Below are 17,397 nucleotides of genomic sequence, written 5' to 3'. Positions count from 1 at the left end.
GCTAGCGCTGCGTTTCGGTTATCCATAACTGGCGATAACCGTCGACGTCTTCCATCCACGCCAGGTATTTGCCATCCGGCGAAAATACGACGGCATCCGCGGACGGCGGATTTTCGCGATCGGTCGTCAAATAACTTACCGCGCCGCTGCGGGCATCGCAGAGCGCGATTTTGTTTTCCACCACGCATCCCAGCCACGCGCCCGATGGATGCCAGTTAAACGCCGACTGAATCCCCGTAGCAGTATGTGTTAACTGACGCGGCTCGCCGCCCGCAGGCGGGATAAGCCACAGCTGTACAACGCCTGCATCATCACGCATCAGAAAGGCGATCTCGGTGGCCTGCGGATTGGCGCGTACCCAATGGCGCGGCACATTCACCAGCCCCGGATAGCGGCGCTGGTGGGTAAAGGTCAAACGACGCTGGCTGACGCCTGCCGGCGGCGCGGGCATCGTCGTTGCACTTCCGGCCAGCGGCGCATCGCCCTGCCGCTTCCACCCTGCCTCATCCCGGGGCAGCGTCACAATAAACAGTTCAGGCACTTTGTCGCCGTTTTCCGCCAGCGTATCGCCGATAAAGGCTAGTGCATGATTGCCGACCCACCCCTCTTCATAAGCGCGATTGATCTCATCGCTGCCGGGTCCTGGGTTCGCCGTGGTACGGCTTACCAGCACGCACCAGTGGCTGCCGGCATATTCGCGTGGATGGGTGCCCTGCGGGCTCACCGGGCCATAGGGCGCGGCTACGCCAACGTTGCGCAGATCCAGCGCCGGATCGTATTCGTGAAGTACGTGGTCGTTATAGGTGAAGCTAACGAACTGGCCGTCAGGGCTGAAGACATGAACATGGCTGCCGCCGCGCAGCGCGCCGGGAGTATAAGGCGCGGTAATATCCAGCGCATCCAAATTGCGGGTTTCACCCTGCCAGTTAACCACCCCGCGACGGTGATGAAAATCGTAATGCCAGTTGGCGTCCGGGTGTTCCGGGCCGTGAATAAAAACGTATTTATCTTGCGTCGGGTGTACGGTGACCACGCCAACGCAGGCGCCGTCAGCGGCGCGATACAGCGTTTCAACGGCGCCGCTATGGATATTCACCCGTTCAATGGTCTCGCCGGTGAAAGAGGCCCCCGACGGGCGCACGTCGAAAACCAGCCACTGGCTGTCCGGGGTCCAGGTATTGATATTGGTAAGCTGATGATGACGGGGAGCAAAAGTGACTTGTTTCATGACGATACCCTGATGCGAGACTTACGCATCAGGGTATCGTATCACCAAAATTTAGCCTACACGTTTCACATCGCCGACCAGCAGGATATAAGACAGCGCGCCTATCAGCGCCACCACGGAGATATAAACCAGCGCCGGGCCAAAGCCGTAATCCTGCGCCAGATAGCCAATCACCAGCGGGACGGTGATGCCGCCCAGCCCGCCAACAAAGTTAAAGACCCCACCGGTCAGGCCGATCAAGCGCATCGGCGCCAGGGAGGAGACCAGCGACCAGGTGATAGACGCAAAGCCGTTGCCGAAGAATGCCAGCGCCATCAACGCCATGATCCAAACGGGGTCGTTGGTATAGTTCGCCCCCATGATGCAGGTGGAGATCAGCAGCCCACAGATAATCGGCGTTTTGCGCGCCACGCCCAGCGAGTAGCCTTTTTTCACCAGCTTATCCGCCAGCCAGCCGGAGAGCAGGACGCCAAAAAACGCGGCGAGGAAGGGCACCGTGGTCATAAAGCCGGCCTTCAGCGCGGTGATGCCTTTTTCCTGGGTTAAGTAGTTCGGGAACCAGGTCAGGAAGAACCACAGCGTCGAGGTAACCGCGAACTGCCCAAGGTAAACGCCAACCAGCTTACGGTGAAAGACCAGCTTCCAGTCCGCTTTCGATAACGGTTGCCGCGCCTCTTTCTTCAGCGGCGCATCGCCATCCACCAGGCCGCCGCCGCCGCGGATATAGTCGAGTTCGGCTTTGCTGATGCTTTTAGTCAGGCGCGGCGGTTGATAAACCTTAAACCAGATTAACGACCAGATAATGCCGATACCACCGGTAACGATAAATACCCAGTGCCAGCTTAATAGCTCCTGGATCCAGATCAGTAGCGGCGTGAGGAAGGCCAGGCCCACAAATTGCCCCGAGGTATAAAACCCGACGGCGGAGGCGCGTTCGTGCTCCGGGAACCAACTGGTCACCATGCGGTTATTGGTCGGGAAGGCTGGCGCTTCGAAGATGCCGGTAATGGCGCGTAAACCAATCAGCGACATTAAGCCGGTGGCGAAACCTTGTAGCAACGTCGCCACCGACCAGCCAAATATAGCGATAAAGTAGGTAAGTCTGGATCCCACGCGGTCAAGGAACCAACCGCCAGGGATCTGACAGAGGGTATACAGCCAGGCAAAGGCGGAAAATACGTAGCCCATTTCCGCTTTGCTAATACCAAACTCCTCCTGAATATGCGCCGAGGCGACGGCGAGGTTGGCGCGGTCAACATAACAAATAACCACGGTAATAAAGATCATGATGAGCGTCAGATAACGGCGACGCCCGGTTTTTACAGCGGTAACTGAAATATCCATCGCAATCTGTCTCCAGATTTTGGGCATAGCGAAGCCGCTCACCATGCCCGGTAATTTACAGAGGGTGTTTTTGTTTTTTATTTTTTACTTACGAATGCTCTAAATAGTTCACGTCGCAGGAAGGCGGCAAGATTGCAAATCCCCAGGAGCTTACATTAGTAAGTGACTGGGGTGCGCAATCGCAGCCAACGCACCTGTGGCGTGAAATATGAAGAGCATTTACCATTCGGCGACAGAGCCATCCTCATACCGCCACAACGGATTTCGCCAGTCCGGCGCATTTTTACTCAACTCAATCACGCGGGCCTCATCAATTTCTACGCCCAGCCCCGGCTTCATCAGAGGTTTAAAGAAGCCGCCTTCCATATTGAAATCTTCTTTATTTTTCACAAAATCAAGCAGTTCGGCGCCTTTGTTGTAGTGGATCCCCATACTCTGCTCCTGGAAGACCGCGTTATGTGAAACGAAATCGACGTGCAGACAAGCCGCCAGCGCGATCGGCCCCAGCGGGCAGTGCGGCGCCAGCCCAACGTCATAGGCTTCCGCCATTCCGGCAATTTTATAGCATTCGGTAATACCGCCTGCGTGCGACAAATCGGGCTGTAAAATAGCCACCCCGCCCGCTTCCAGTACTCGTTTAAATTCAAAGCGCGAGAACATACGTTCCCCGGCGGCAATTGGAATATGCGTTTGCGCCGCCAGCCGTGGATAATATTCCGCCTGCTCGGCTAATACCGGCTCCTCAATAAATAATGGGCGATATGGCTCCAGCTCTTTAATTAATACCTTAGCCATCGGCGCGCTAACGCGGCCATGAAAATCGAGACCAAACTCAATTTCATTGCCAAACGCTTCGCGGATTTGCGCCACGGTATTCACCGCCGCATCAACCGCGCGGGAATTATCGATGAGCCCCATCTCTTCGCAGCCGTTTAACTTAAAGGTGTCGAAACCAATGCCGCGCAGTTTCTTAATCCCGTCAATCACTTCGGCGGGGCGGTCGCCGCCCACCCAGCTGTAGGCTTTAATTTTGTCGCGCACCAGCCCGCCCATCAGTTGCCAGACCGGGGCATTCAGGACCTTACCTTTAATATCCCATAATGCCTGGTCAATACCGGCGATGGCGCTCATCATAATCGGGCCGCCGCGGTAAAAGCCGCCGCGGTACATCACCTGCCACAGGTCATTAATCCGCGCCGGATCCTGGCCAATCAGGTAGTCGCCAAATTCATGAACGGCCGCCTCTACCGTGCGGGCGCGCCCTTCAATCACCGGTTCGCCCCAGCCGACGATGCCTTCATCGGTTTCAATTTTCAGGAACATCCAGCGTGGGGGTAAACGGTACGTGGTGATGTTGGTTATTTTCATTTCACTGCCTCTCGATACGCTTTTACGAATGCGGCTGCCTGCTGCGCGGTACGTTCAACCGGCTGGCCGGCGCGATAGAGATCGCTACCCAGCCCTGCCCCCACACAGCCGGCATTAATCCACTGCGCCAGGTTTTCCGGCGTCACGCCGCCGACGGCAAAGACCGGAACCTCCGGCGGTAGCACGGCTTTCAACGCTTTGATGTAATCCGGGCCAAAAGCCGATGACGGGAAAATTTTCAGCGCCTGCGCGCCAGCATCCAAGGCGCTGAAGGCTTCGCTGGCGGTGGCGCAGCCTGGGCACACGGTCATGCCGTAACCCACCGCACGCCGGATCACTTCCGGTTGAATGTTTGGCGTCACAATCAGCCGACAGCCCATGGCCGCCAGCCTGTCGACCTGCTCCGGTTGCAGCACGGTGCCCGCACCGATAAGCGCCTGCTCGCCGTAAGCGTCGACGACCTGCGGAATACTTTTATCCCACTGCGGCGAGTTCAGCGGGATTTCGACCGCGTCGAAACCGGCGTCGATAACGGCGCCAACGTGAGCCAGCGCCTCGTCTGGCGTAATACCGCGCAGGATAGCGATAAGCGGAAGGTTAGTTTGCCACTGCATAAGCGATGCTCCTTATTCCTGTCTGAAATGCCGTATCGCCCGCAACCGCGGTGACTTCGCGGCCAATGGCGGCAAATGCCTGCTGATAGCGGGACGTTAACGATGACCCGGCGACAAGGCTAATAGCCTGCTGCCCGGCGAACGTGTCGCTGAGGGTGGCAACTTCAGCGCCAATCAGCAGGCCGGAAAGAAATTCGCTAACCTGCTCGCGAGGCAGCGCGCCCAGCACGTGCGAAGCGCGAACTTCAAACAGCTGCGGCAGGACGGCGGGGTTGTTGATACCGCGCTGCAGACCGGCCGCGAATGCGTCGGTGGACGTCTCCTGCGGCGGTAAGCCGGCGCCCACCAGCGAGTGCTGAAGCAACAGATGATGCAACTCACCGGTCAAAACGGTACGAAAATCGTGAATTTGCAGGCGATCGGCCAGTACCCACTTGCAGTGGGTTCCCGGCATCACGTAGACAGATGAAGGCGCTAAGGCGCGTGCGCCCAGCAGTTGCGTTTCTTCTCCACGCATGACGTTATGGTTATCGTCACGGGAAACGCAAAGACCGGGAATTATCCAGATATTGTCGCCAACGGCAGTTAACTGCTGGCCAATGTCCGAGAAAGCGGCAGGAAGCGGCAAATAGGGGGCGATTTTCCAGCCCACGTTGCTGCCAACCATACCTGCCATCACCACTGGTGTGGCGCCATCGCGCCAGTGTTGGGTAATTTCCGCTAACACCGCAGCGGGAGAGCGACCGTTCAGGCGCGTTACGCCTGCTTCAGATTGCCTGCTTTCCAGGCATTCTTCGCCCTGATAAAGCCAGGCGCGTAAATTCGTCGATCCCCAATCTATTGCGATGTAGCGAGCCGTCATGTGATTTCCTTGAGCCTTCGTGTCGAGCTGGCGATCATCGTCAACGCCGCCTGCTCCGCCGCGTCGCTATCCTGATGCCGAATGGCGTCAAATAGCGCTTTATGTTCCTGGAGGGTTTTCGGCATGTTGCCTTCATCGCCCATCCAGGTCCGTTCAAATACCGCCCGCTGCAGCGAACTGATCGCCACGCTAAGCTGCTGCAAAACCGGGTTATGTACTGACTGCAGCACCGCTTCGTGGTAACGAATATCGGCCTCGTTAAAGGCATCCCGGTTTTGGTTGTTGGCGATCATGTCATTGAGCGCCGACTCGATTTCCGCCAGATCGCTTGAGGTGGCGCGTTCCGCCGCCCAGCGTGCAATGGCGGGCTCTACCAGATTACGCACTTCACTCATCGCGCTGATAAGACGCGGGTCATAATCATTTTCCAGTACCCACTGCAGAACCTCAGTATCGAGGTAGTTCCACTGGTTTCTGGGAGCGACAAACGCGCCGCGATAACGCTTCATTTCGATCAGCCGCTTCGCCATTAGCGAGCGAAACACTTCGCGGATGATGTTGCGCGAAGTTTCAAACTCTTCACACAGTTCCGCTTCGGCCGGTAGCGCCGAACCCGGTACGTACTTACCGCTGACAATCTGTTTTCCCAGCGTGATCACGATGCGATCGGTTTTATTGAGAGTCATGGAGAGTCCTTATGCTCTATGTGTACTGCTCTACTTTACCGTCGCTGTCGAATTTCGCCTCACTTTTGTACTACTAGCGTGATGTCACGCGTCGTCGCCATGAGCTCAATGTAGTACAACACGATTGTGTTGTACTACAATTTAGATCACAAAAAGAACAACCCATAAAAATAAAAATGCCTGTGGCCACGACAGATGGCGCCGTCAAAGCAGGAAAGGAGGGTAAAAAAGAGTTAGAACGCTTCGCCGACCTGGAAGTAAAAGCCGCTGCTGCCCTTACCGATACCGTAGTCGAGGCGAATATTAACGCGAGGTTTGAATTCAAAGCGGTAGCCGACGCCCGCCGAAGGTAGCCAGCGTCCATCATTCAGTGAATCAATGGATGGCCCCATGGTGCCCGCGCCGACCCAGGCAACAACGCCGTGTCGCCACGTCAACTGACGACGGTATTCAAGCTGAGAGCTGACCACGTTTTTATCGCGGTAGCGCCCCTGGTAATAGCCGCGCATACGTTCATCGCTGCCGAGTAGCGGCATCATGCTCCACGGCACATCGCCCTGGGTGAAGGTGCCATCCGCTTCCCAGGCCAGCACGCTTTTATCGCTCAGGGCCTGATAGCGGCTGTAGTGCAGGCGAAACTCATCAAATCGCGTGTCGCTGCCGAGTCCCGGCGCATAGTGGGTATAGCGAAAATCGGCATACTGGCCCTTGCGTGGGTTGGGGACAAAATCGCGATCGTCCCAGTTGATATCAATACTGGCGCCGGAGCTGAATACCGACGGCCCCTGTGGGGTGTTTTCTATTTTCGGCAGATCGTCATGGTCCATCTCATCGGCATTTTGCGCCGCCAGCGACCACCCCGCTCCCAGATAAACATTATCGATGAGCTGCCGGTAGACCATCGGGCGCAGGGTCAGCACCTGGGCGGTATATTTTTCTTTCTCATTGTCTTTGTCGCCGGCGTGAAAACCTTGTCCCCAGTAGTATGTCGGCGTGTTGGCCATTGAGCCTTCAACAAATACCCGCCACAAATCGTTGTCGAAAAAAGCATAGTTTTTAACGCTGAGGCCAAATGCGCCGGTGGAGCTAACGTAGCCGCTAAGCGTCAGCGTGGAGTTCTGGCTGATGGTGTCACTTGGGTCCGGGCGATACATGCCAACGACCGCCGTGCCCAGCCCAAGCCCCAGCTCCGGCGTATAAAATGGCCCCGGCATGACGCCCCAGTCGATGCCTTTGCTGGCGTCAAACTTGTCGCTGGTGCCAAGGTTTTGCAACCAGCCGTCGATTTTTTCGCGGCTGAGCGCCTGCGCCTGTGCCTGTGCCTGCCCAATAACAAGGCATGTTAGCAACAGCAGGATAGGGTTAAACAGTCGGCTCAAAAGCGATACTCGCCGGCGATAAAGAAGCTGTTACGTTCGGCAAAACCAAACTCCGTGGTGATATTAAAGTTCCGGGTCATCTCATACTGCGCGCCTACCAGCACGTTCCACGGCGACTGCAGATGCTGTTTCACATCAAAGCGACCGTTGCCGTTCTTGTTGGCAAGATTGACCATGTTTTGCAGCATCGTCGACGGCATCGACAGATCGTTCAGGCTGCCCTTAAATTCCTGCTGCACATCCTGATACATACTGCCTACCCAGACATTCAGCTTCCCGTTCGGCAGATGCAGCGTATCTACCGACGGCGTATTGAAACGATAGCCCAAACGCGGCGAAAAGGTAAAAGCATCAATGCTGCCGTCGAGAATATCAAAACGCGTCTGTGTATAGTTGGCATCTAATACCGTGAACCAGTTGCCGACGCCGCCCACCAGCGTGGTACCGACGCCGTAGGTAGTGCCTTTAAAATCAAGACGAAAATCAAGATCCTGCATACCTGGCATAGGTACTACTTTACCATTCGGCCCTTTCAGACCGACGGCGATTTGCGAGATAGAATGGCCTTTAGTATGTCCAACCAGGCCATAGACGTTCATAAACGGCAGCAGCCAGGCATCCAGCTTAAGGGTCTCGGTTTTACTGCTTTCCCGCGTATTACCGACGCCAATCTGGAAGGCGTTATCCAGTGAAAAATTACCTAACGATAAGCCGGTAAAATTAATGCTATCGACATTAATATTTTGCCGCATATCCATATAGTTAACGCCGACGCCAAACGGCAGCGGCAGGACGTAGCCGTGTTTTCTGGCTTCATCACCTAAAAAGGGCAATACCGATGTCGATTCCGGCGCCGCGGCCTGGCTATTGTCAGGCGCGGGCAGATCCGCCGGTTCGCTATCGTGCCAGGCGTATACGGGTTCAAGTTGGGTTGTTGGTTCTGCGGCCGCGCAGACCTGAAGAGAGGAGAAAGGCAGCGCAACCAACATCAAAAAGTGATTTTTATTCATAGGAAATATGATGTTAGTTATTAACGTATTGTTAAAAGGGGGCGGGTAGCTTATAGAATCCCGGATACTGATTAAGGGATTTAAATGCGGATTAACATCTATTCATGAAAAAAGAGAAGACAGGCCCGGAGAATTCCGGGCCTGAGATTGATGACAAACCTCATGCAACCGTTGCACTTACAGATTGCACCAGACAAAAAACATGGAAAATCAATTTATAGATTTCGGCTGATAACCACAAAGAAGGAAAAACCACGCTTTTTCCTTCTTTGTCAGCAGTCTGAGGCCCGGAGAATTCCGGGCCCGAAATGCGCTTAGGCTAAAACGTATTTTTCAATGGCGAAGGCAACGCCATCTTCAAGGTTCGATTTGGTGACGAAATTCGCCGCTTCTTTAACGGTCGGGATAGCGTTATCCATCGCCACGCCGACGCCGGCAAATTCAATCATCGCGATATCATTTTCCTGATCGCCAATCGCCATAATTTCTTCCGGCTTGATGCCCAGCGTATCGGCCAGCGACTTCACGCCGGTGCCTTTATTGACGCGTTTATCGAGGATTTCGAGGAAGTACGGCGCACTTTTCAGCACGGTATACTTCTCTTTCACTTCCGCCGGAATACGGGCGATAGCCCGATCGAGAACGGCAGGCTCATCGATCATCATCACTTTCAGCAGCTGAATATTACGGTCCATCTTTTCTGCTTCGCAGAATACCAGCGGAATGGTCGCCACGTAGGATTCATGCACCGTGTAGTAGCTGATATCGCGGTTCGCGGTATAGAGCGTATTACGATCGAGCGCGTGGAAGTGCGAGCCAACTTCGCGAGAGAGTTGCTCAAGGAAGCGATAATCATCGTAGCTTAACGCCGTTTGCGCCACGGTGCTGCCGTCGCTGGCTTTCTGAACCAGCGCGCCGTTATAGGTGATGCAGTAGTCGCCCGGCTGTTCCATGTGCAGCTCTTTCAGGTAGCTATGGACACCAGCGTACGGGCGGCCGGTCGTCAGCACCACGTTAACGCCGCGGGCGCGCGCTGCCGCGATGGCGGTTTTCACCGCCGGAGAAATGGTATGGTCCGGCAGCAACAGCGTGCCGTCCATATCAATTGCAATCAGTTTAATAGCCATGGGATCCCCGGGTAAGATGAGTCTTCACTCATGCTAACGCGATTCCGCTCAAAAAACAGCTCTCGCAGCGGGAGAAAACGAGGATGGATTGCGCAGGCGGATTCCCCTTTTGCCGCAAAAGAAAAACCCGGCAGCGCAACGCGTACCGGGTTTAGCAAAACCGTAGCCCCGGTAGACATCATGTCACCGGGGAAATACAGGCTTAGATATCGATGTTCGCCGCTTTCAGGGCGTTCTCTTCGATAAAGGCGCGACGCGGTTCAACGGCATCGCCCATCAGGGTGGTGAACAGCTGGTCGGCGGCAATCGCATCCTTCACGGTGACGCGAAGCATGCGGCGGCTGTCCGGATCCATGGTGGTTTCCCACAGCTGATCCGGGTTCATCTCGCCCAGACCTTTATAACGCTGGATAGAGAGGCCGCGACGCGACTCTTTCACCAGCCAGTCGAGCGCCTGTTCGAAGCTGGCTACCGGCTGGCGGCGCTCGCCGCGTTCGATAAACGCGTCGTCTTCGATAAGCCCGCGCAGCTTCTCGCCGAGGGTGCAGATGCGGCGATATTCCGCGCCGGTGATGAACTCGTTATCCAGCGGGTAGTCGGTATCGACGCCGTGGGTACGCACGCGCACGATCGGCTCGAACTGCTGCAGCTCGCTGTTTTCACGAATATCAAACTTCCACTGGCTGCCGTGCTGCTCTTTTTCGTTCAGCTCGCTAATCAGCTGGTTAATCCAGCGGGTGACGGTCTGCTCGTTGCTCAGATCGGCTTCGGTCAGCGTCGGCTGATAGATAAGCTCTTTGAGCATCGCTTTCGGGAAACGGCGCTCCATGCGGCCAATCATTTTCTGCGTCGCGTTGTACTCGGCCACCAGTTTTTCCAGAGACTCGCCGGCTAAGGCCGGTGCGCTGGCGTTCGTGTGCAGGGTCGCGCCGTCGAGCGCGATGGAGATCTGGTACTGATCCATCGCTTCGTCGTCTTTAATGTACTGTTCCTGCTTGCCTTTCTTCACTTTGTACAGCGGCGGCTGAGCAATGTAAACGTGACCGCGCTCCACGATTTCCGGCATCTGACGATAGAAGAAGGTCAACAGCAGGGTACGAATGTGCGAACCGTCGACGTCCGCATCGGTCATGATGATGATGCTGTGATAACGCAGTTTATCCGGGTTGTACTCATCGCGGCCGATACCGCAGCCCAGCGCGGTAATCAGCGTCGCCACTTCCTGAGAAGAGAGCATTTTATCGAAGCGGGCTTTCTCGACGTTAAGGATTTTACCCTTCAGCGGCAGGATAGCCTGGTTCTTACGGTTACGGCCCTGTTTCGCAGAGCCGCCCGCGGAGTCCCCTTCCACGAGGTACAGTTCAGACAGCGCCGGGTCGCGTTCCTGACAATCCGCCAGTTTGCCCGGCAGGCCAGCCAGATCAAGCGCGCCTTTACGACGGGTCATTTCACGGGCGCGACGCGCGGCTTCACGGGCGCGCGCGGCGTCGATAATTTTGCCGACCACGATTTTCGCATCGGACGGGTTTTCCAGCAGGTATTCGCTCAGCAGTTCGTTCATCTGCTGTTCAACTGCCGATTTCACCTCGGAGGAGACCAGCTTGTCTTTGGTCTGTGAGGAGAACTTCGGATCCGGCACCTTCACGGAAACCACGGCAATCAGGCCTTCACGCGCATCGTCGCCGGTGGCGCTAACTTTCGCTTTTTTGCTGTAGCCTTCTTTATCCATGTAGGCGTTCAGGGTACGGGTCATCGCCGCGCGGAAGCCCGCCAGGTGAGTACCGCCGTCGCGCTGCGGAATGTTGTTGGTAAAGCAGTAGATGTTTTCCTGGAAACCGTCGTTCCACTGCAGCGCCACTTCAACGCCGATACCGTCTTTTTCGGTGGAGAAATAGAAGATATTCGGGTGGATCGGCGTTTTGTTCTTGTTGAGATATTCAACAAACGCCTTGATGCCGCCTTCGTAGTGGAAATGGTCTTCTTTGCCGTCGCGCTTATCGCGCAGGCGGATAGAGACCCCGGAGTTCAGGAACGACAGCTCGCGCAGACGTTTCGCCAGGATTTCGTATTCGAATTCAGTGACGTTGGTGAAGGTTTCCAGGCTTGGCCAGAAACGCACCATGGTACCGGTGCTTTCAGTTTCGCCGGTTACCGCCAGCGGCGCCTGCGGCACGCCGTGCTCATAAATTTGTTTGTGGACTTTGTTATCGCGTTGGATAACCAGCTCCAGCTTCTGCGACAGGGCGTTAACCACCGAGACGCCTACGCCGTGCAGACCGCCGGACACTTTATAGGAGTTATCATCGAATTTACCGCCGGCGTGCAGGACGGTCATGATAACTTCCGCCGCGGAGACGCCCTCTTCCGGGTGAATGCCGGTTGGGATGCCGCGACCGTCATCCTGTACGGAGACGGAGTTATCGCTGTGGATAGTAACAACGATGTCTTTACAGTAACCTGCGAGCGCTTCGTCGATAGCGTTATCCACAACCTCGAATACCATGTGGTGCAGACCGGTGCCGTCATCCGTGTCGCCGATATACATACCCGGGCGCTTACGCACCGCATCCAGCCCTTTCAGGACTTTGATACTGGAGGAGTCATAAGAATTCGACATCAACGTTTCTCGCTCATTTAATCTTGGGTTAATCCGTTATTTTACCCTTTTCCACGGTGAACATCTTCGAATTTTTGTCCGACATGTCCATTACGTGTTCAGCGCTGATCGCGCTGACGAAAACCTGCGATTGCGTGGCTTTTAAGCGGCTGGCAAGCAGCCCGCGCCGGGCATCGTCAAGCTCCGAGGCAAAATCATCTATCAGGTACAGGCAGCGCCGCCCGCTTTCGCGGGTCAGGAACTCGCCCTGCGCCAGTCGTAGGGCGCACATCAGCAGCTTAAGCTGCCCGCGCGACAAGGTGTCTTCCACCGGCGCCCCATCGGCGCGAATGCGAAAATCCGCTTTATGCGGACCGTGGGCGGTGTAGGTTAACATTCTGTCGCGTTCGAAATTCCGCTCCAGCACCTCGGCGTAGTCCGTTTCTTTTTCCCAGCCGCGCTGGAAAGAGAAGGTGAGGGTGAATTCCGGTAAAAATTGCTGACAGGTATCCGCCATGTCTTCGACAATAGCGGCGCTGTATTCGGCACGCCAGCGGCTGATTTGTTCCGCCAACGGGATTAATTCCAGGTCCCACGGCCGCAGTTGCGCATATCGGCTCACCTGGCGCAGCGCGGCGTTGCGCTGTTTCAGCAGGCGCTTCAGGTTGCTCCAGGCGGTGAAGAATCCGGCTTCGTTATGAAAGCATCCCCAATCAATGAACGCTCTTCTGTATTTGGGGCCGCCGTTGAGTAAAGTAAACCCCTCCGGCGTGATCAGCTGCATCGGCATCAGGTGCGCCAGTTCCGCCACCTTGTGGCCATCGGTGCCGTCGATACGCACCTTACTGTCACCCTGTTTGTCTTTGGTCAGGCCAATGGCGGTTTCCCGCTCTTCGCCCTGTAAACGCCCGTGCAGGACAAACGAATCCTGCTCGTGGCGAATCACCCGGCCAATTTGCAAACTACGAAACGCCCGACCGTGGCCGAGCGTATAGATAGCTTCCAGTACGCTGGTTTTGCCGCTGCCGTTTGCGCCAACCAGGAAGTTAAAGCTGGGGGATAAAGCGAGATCCGCATTTTCAATATTGCGGAAATCTTTGATCAGGAGTCGGGATAGCGACATATCAGCTCATAACCAGGGCGTTATCGGCGCAGTTAGTCTGGTTTCGGCCAGCGCGCAGCAACCGGAGCGTACTAAAGTACGTGAGGATTGCTCGCTGCGCTCGCCCTTCGGGCCGTCCATAGGACGTCCAAAATACTTCGTATTTTGTGCGAGCACTGCCCGGAGCCAGAATAACAAGCAAGATAGCCCGATATTTTCTACAGCCGCATAGGCATGACAACATAGGCGGCGGATTGCGAAGCCGCATCCTCAATCTGCACGCTCGATACGGAATCCGTCAGCAGAATGCGCACATTCTCGCATTTCAGCGCATTGAGCACATCCAGCACGTAGCTAACGTTGAAGCCAATCTCCATCTCCGTTCCGGCGTAGGTCACGTCAAGGATCTCTTCCGCCTCTTCCTGTTCCGGGTTGTTAGCGGTGATTTTCAGCTGGTTCTCGCTGACGTACAGCCGCACGCCGCGGAATTTCTCGTTCGAGAGGATTGCCGCGCGGGCGAAAGCCTGCTTGAGAATGTCGCAGCCGGCATCAAGGTGTTTATCCGGGTTTTTCGGCAATACGCGGCGATAGTCCGGGAAACGGCCGTCAACCAGCTTCGAGGTGAAGATGAAATCGCCGACGTGAGCACGGATATTGTTGCTGCCGATCTGCACGCGCAGCGGCGTATCGCCGCCGTCGAGCATACGCATCAGCTCAATCACCCCTTTACGCGGCACGATCACCGAATGGTTCGGCAGCGACTCTTCCAGCGGCATTGAACAAACCGCCAGACGGTGGCCGTCGGTGGCGACGGTGCGCAGTTCGCTACCTTCGGTTTCAAAGAGCATGCCGTTTAAGTAGTAACGAACGTCCTGGTGCGCCATCGAAAACTGGGTGGCTTCAATCAGGCGCTTCATCGTCGCCTGCGGCAGGGTAAATTCCACTTCGCTCTGCCAGTCGTCGAGATTCGGGAAATCGGCGGCAGGCAGGGTCGACAGCGAGAAGCGGCTGCGGCCTGAGCGCACCAGCATACGGTCGCCTTCAAGCTGCACGGCGATCTCCGCGCCTTCAGGCAGGCCGCGGCAGATATCAAAGAATTTACGCGCCGGAACGGTGGTGGCGCCCGCTTCGTGCGGCTGAATCAGCGACACGCGCGCGACCATTTCCATTTCCAGATCGGTACCGGTTAGCGACAGCGTGCCGTCCGCGACCTGAAGCAGCAGGTTACCGAGAATCGGCAGCGTCGGACGACCACCTAACGGACCGCTCACCTGTTGCAGCGGTTTTAATAAATGTTCACGTTCTACGGTAAATTTCATAGCGTCACGAGGATAATGTTCTGATTAAATTGGAAAAATCTTCTTTAATATCGTGGCTTTCTTCACGCAACTGCTCAATCTTACGGCAGGCGTGCAGCACGGTGGTATGGTCGCGGCCGCCAAACGCATCGCCGATTTCCGGCAGGCTGTGGTTAGTCAGCTCTTTGGCCAGCGCCATCGCCATCTGGCGTGGGCGCGCCACCGAACGGGAGCGGCGTTTGGACAGCAGGTCCGCTACCTTAATCTTGTAATACTCCGCCACCGTCTTTTGAATATTGTCGATGGTGACTAATTTTTCCTGCAGCGCCAGTAAATCGCGCAGCGCTTCGCGCACGAAATCAATGGTGATAGCCCGGCCGGTAAAGTTGGCGTTAGCAATCACGCGGTTCAGCGCCCCTTCCAGCTCACGCACATTCGAACGCAGACGCTTGGCGATAAAGAATGCGACTTCGCCCGGCAGGCGGATGTCGTTCTCATCGGCTTTTTTCATCAGGATCGCAACGCGGGTTTCCAGCTCAGGCGGCTCGATCGCCACCGTCAGGCCCCAGCCAAAGCGCGATTTCAGACGATCCTCAACGCCGTTGATCTCTTTTGGATAACGATCCGAAGTGAGGATGATCTGCTGATTACCTTCCAGCAGGGCATTAAAGGTGTGGAAGAACTCTTCCTGCGAACGCTCTTTATTGGCGAAGAACTGAATATCATCGATCAGCAGGGCGTCAACGGAGCGGTAATAGCGTTTAAATTCTTCGATGGCGTTGTTCTGCAGGGCTTTTACCATGTCCTGCACGAAACGCTCGGAGTGCATATAGACCACTTTAGCATTTGGCTTACGCGCCACAATGCCGTTGCCGACGGCGTGCAACAGGTGGGTTTTACCCAGACCGGTGCCGCCATATAGGAACAGCGGGTTATACGCGCCGCCAGGGTTATCGGCCACCTGACGCGCCGCCGCGCGTGCCAGCTGGTTAGATTTACCTTCGACGAAGTTATCAAACGTATGCTTGACGTTGACGTTGGAACGGTAGGTGGGCTCTGCCGGCGCCGGAACGTTATCCCAGCCCTGACGGGCGACAGCCGGCGCGACGCGCGCGGTTTGCACCTGAGCGGCCGGGATCGCCGTGGCGACGTTGGCCGTACCCTGGTGGGACGGCGCCGCAGGCTTCGCGCCCACTTCAAAGCGCAGCTGTGGGGCGTCCGCACCACAAAAGTCATTGAGGAGCCCATTGATATTATTGAGGTATTTGTCCCTTACCCAATCGAGCACAAAACGGTTTGGCGCATACAGTGCCAGCGTGTTATCGCTCAGTTCCGCCTGCAATGGGCGGATCCACATGCTGAATTCTGTGGCTGGTAACTCATCCTGCAATCGGGCAAGACACTGCTGCCAAAGCGAAAGTGACACGGCGGACTCCACTCGAACATAAAATCGATATAAAAGAAAAACTGAAACAATCGTGATTGTTGGCACACGTCGCAAGACCCTGCATAAGCCGAAAAAGCCCCTGCGCAAAAGGGGTGACGTGCGAACCGCTATTTGCGGTTTTACCCGGGACGGATCCGTGGATCGCGATCGGGACCGGGGATCATAGCCTAAACTGAGAAAGAGATCTTGTGTTTCTCAACAGATTCTTCCCGATTTATCCACAGGAGGATCGAAACCGGGTAAGTGTAATCGATCCTGGCGAGAGTGCGGCACGATTTCGCCCGCATATTGGAAAAATTAATGAGCTATGCCGGTTTTGAACAGAATCGATCTAACAAAGATCCTTTACGATCCTTGCGCTTTACCCGCCAGGCCGTATAATCCCCCACCCGGCGCGTAACGCCCGTTTTCGCAACTCGTCTCAGCTTATTTTTTGTGCGGCAAGGTGCGAGAAATAAGGAAAGAGAATTGACTCCGGAGTGTACAATTATTACAATCCGGCCTCTTTAATCACCCACGCTGAGGCGTAAGTCGTTCGAAGTTCGTTCGGGTCTACGCAAAAGTCAGTGAATTTATTCAAGTTTAGGTAGAAATCGCCATGAAACGCACTTTTCAACCGTCTGTACTGAAGCGCAACCGTTCTCACGGCTTCCGTGCTCGTATGGCTAATAAAAATGGTCGTCAGGTTCTGGCACGTCGTCGTGCTAAAGGCCGCGCTCGTCTGACCGTTTCCAAGTAATAAAGCTAACCCTGCGTGGTTAAGCTAGCATTTCCCAGGGAGTTACGTTTGTTAACTCCCAGTCATTTCACTTTCGTCTTCCAGCAGCCACAACGGGCTGGCACGCCGCAAATCACCATCCTCGGCCGCCTGAATTCGCTGGGGCATCCCCGCATCGGTCTTACCGTCGCCAAGAAAAACGTTAAGCGCGCGCATGAACGCAATCGGATTAAACGTCTGACGCGTGAAAGCTTCCGTTTACGTCAACATGAACTCCCGCCAATGGATTTCGTGGTGGTGGCAAAGAAAGGGGTTGCCGACCTCGATAACCGTGCTCTCTCGGAAGCGTTGGAAAAATTATGGCGCCGCCATTGTCGCCTGGCTCGCGGGTCCTGATAGGCCTTATCAGGGTCTATCAGCGCCTGATTAGTCCGCTACTCGGGCCGCACTGTCGTTTCACGCCAACCTGTTCTCAATACGGAATTGAGGCATTGCGCAGGTTTGGAGTGATAAAAGGCAGTTGGTTGACGGTGAAACGCGTATTAAAATGCCACCCTTTACACCCTGGTGGTGACGACCCCGTCCCGCCTGGACCATTTGATACCAGAGAACACTAAC

General features: G+C 55.6%; 16 protein-coding genes. 3 read left to right on the top strand and 13 right to left on the bottom strand.

The window, feature by feature from the left end:
- Position 1: 1 nt before the first annotated feature.
- From KGA69_RS06370 to dnaA, 13 genes are all read right to left on the bottom strand, one after another.
- Positions 2-1,228 carry a DUF3748 domain-containing protein gene (locus tag KGA69_RS06370; RefSeq protein WP_045395953.1) on the bottom strand — a complete coding sequence of 409 codons (1,227 nt, stop codon included), beginning with the start codon at positions 1,226-1,228 and terminating at the stop codon, positions 2-4.
- A gap of 51 nt (positions 1,229-1,279) precedes the next feature.
- Positions 1,280-2,617, bottom strand: coding sequence for an MFS transporter (locus tag KGA69_RS06365; RefSeq protein WP_213292911.1), 1,338 nt, complete (start codon positions 2,615-2,617; stop codon positions 1,280-1,282).
- Between the two features lie 174 nt (positions 2,618-2,791).
- Complete coding sequence (gene dgoD / locus KGA69_RS06360; protein WP_016946147.1) at positions 2,792-3,940, bottom strand: galactonate dehydratase; 1,149 nt, start codon at positions 3,938-3,940, stop codon at positions 2,792-2,794.
- On the bottom strand, positions 3,937-4,554 hold the full coding sequence (locus KGA69_RS06355; RefSeq protein WP_045395958.1) for a 2-dehydro-3-deoxy-6-phosphogalactonate aldolase: 618 nt from the start codon (positions 4,552-4,554) through the stop codon (positions 3,937-3,939). Before KGA69_RS06355 ends, dgoD begins: the two co-directional genes overlap by 4 nt.
- A complete protein-coding gene (locus tag KGA69_RS06350; RefSeq protein WP_045395962.1) occupies positions 4,538-5,416 on the bottom strand; it encodes a 2-dehydro-3-deoxygalactonokinase in 879 nt (292 codons plus the stop codon). The genes KGA69_RS06355 and KGA69_RS06350 overlap by 17 nt, the downstream gene beginning before the upstream one ends.
- Positions 5,413-6,102: a D-galactonate utilization transcriptional regulator DgoR gene (gene dgoR, locus KGA69_RS06345; protein ID WP_015369039.1), complete on the bottom strand. Its 690-nt coding sequence runs from the start codon at positions 6,100-6,102 to the stop codon at positions 5,413-5,415. Before dgoR ends, KGA69_RS06350 begins: the two co-directional genes overlap by 4 nt.
- 233 nt (positions 6,103-6,335) lie before the next feature.
- Positions 6,336-7,481: a BamA/TamA family outer membrane protein gene (locus KGA69_RS06340; RefSeq protein WP_213292910.1), complete on the bottom strand. Its 1,146-nt coding sequence runs from the start codon at positions 7,479-7,481 to the stop codon at positions 6,336-6,338.
- Positions 7,478-8,491 carry a hypothetical protein gene (locus KGA69_RS06335; RefSeq protein WP_213292909.1) on the bottom strand — a complete coding sequence of 338 codons (1,014 nt, stop codon included), beginning with the start codon at positions 8,489-8,491 and terminating at the stop codon, positions 7,478-7,480. Before KGA69_RS06335 ends, KGA69_RS06340 begins: the two co-directional genes overlap by 4 nt.
- 314 nt (positions 8,492-8,805) lie before the next feature.
- Entirely contained in the window at positions 8,806-9,618 is an 813-nt protein-coding gene (yidA, locus tag KGA69_RS06330) for a sugar-phosphatase (protein WP_032715358.1), read from the bottom strand.
- Positions 9,619-9,820: 202 nt separating this feature from the next.
- On the bottom strand, positions 9,821-12,235 hold the full coding sequence (gene gyrB, locus KGA69_RS06325) for a DNA topoisomerase (ATP-hydrolyzing) subunit B (protein WP_063447577.1): 2,415 nt from the start codon (positions 12,233-12,235) through the stop codon (positions 9,821-9,823).
- 28 nt (positions 12,236-12,263) lie between these two features.
- The gene (gene recF / locus KGA69_RS06320; protein ID WP_045378107.1) at positions 12,264-13,337 is read right to left on the bottom strand and encodes a DNA replication/repair protein RecF; all 1,074 of its coding nucleotides are present in this window, start codon (positions 13,335-13,337) and stop codon (positions 12,264-12,266) included.
- Positions 13,338-13,534: 197 nt separating this feature from the next.
- Positions 13,535-14,635, bottom strand: a complete 1,101-nt coding sequence (gene dnaN, locus KGA69_RS06315) for a DNA polymerase III subunit beta (RefSeq protein ID WP_045378110.1) — start codon at positions 14,633-14,635, stop codon at positions 13,535-13,537.
- Between the two features lie 4 nt (positions 14,636-14,639).
- Positions 14,640-16,040, bottom strand: a complete 1,401-nt coding sequence (gene dnaA, locus KGA69_RS06310) for a chromosomal replication initiator protein DnaA (RefSeq protein WP_015703901.1) — start codon at positions 16,038-16,040, stop codon at positions 14,640-14,642.
- Positions 16,041-16,659: 619 nt separating this feature from the next.
- On the opposite strand from dnaA, the gene rpmH reads away from it, so the two are divergent.
- Genes rpmH through yidD form a run of 3 tightly spaced genes read left to right on the top strand, consistent with a single transcriptional unit; the run spans position 16,660 to position 17,396 of the window.
- The gene (gene rpmH / locus KGA69_RS06305) at positions 16,660-16,800 is read left to right on the top strand and encodes a 50S ribosomal protein L34 (protein ID WP_015369029.1); all 141 of its coding nucleotides are present in this window, start codon (positions 16,660-16,662) and stop codon (positions 16,798-16,800) included.
- 15 nt (positions 16,801-16,815) lie between these two features.
- Positions 16,816-17,175: a ribonuclease P protein component gene (rnpA, locus tag KGA69_RS06300; protein ID WP_015703902.1), complete on the top strand. Its 360-nt coding sequence runs from the start codon at positions 16,816-16,818 to the stop codon at positions 17,173-17,175.
- Complete coding sequence (yidD, locus tag KGA69_RS06295; protein WP_015703903.1) at positions 17,139-17,396, top strand: membrane protein insertion efficiency factor YidD; 258 nt, start codon at positions 17,139-17,141, stop codon at positions 17,394-17,396. The genes rnpA and yidD overlap by 37 nt, the downstream gene beginning before the upstream one ends.
- Position 17,397 lies beyond the last annotated feature (1 nt).

The sequence above is a fragment of the Klebsiella sp. A52 genome, from assembly GCF_018388785.1.
Classification (GTDB): domain Bacteria; phylum Pseudomonadota; class Gammaproteobacteria; order Enterobacterales; family Enterobacteriaceae; genus Klebsiella; species Klebsiella aerogenes.
Note: the sequence above shows the minus strand (reverse complement) of the source record. Positions and strands in the feature narration are given on the sequence as shown.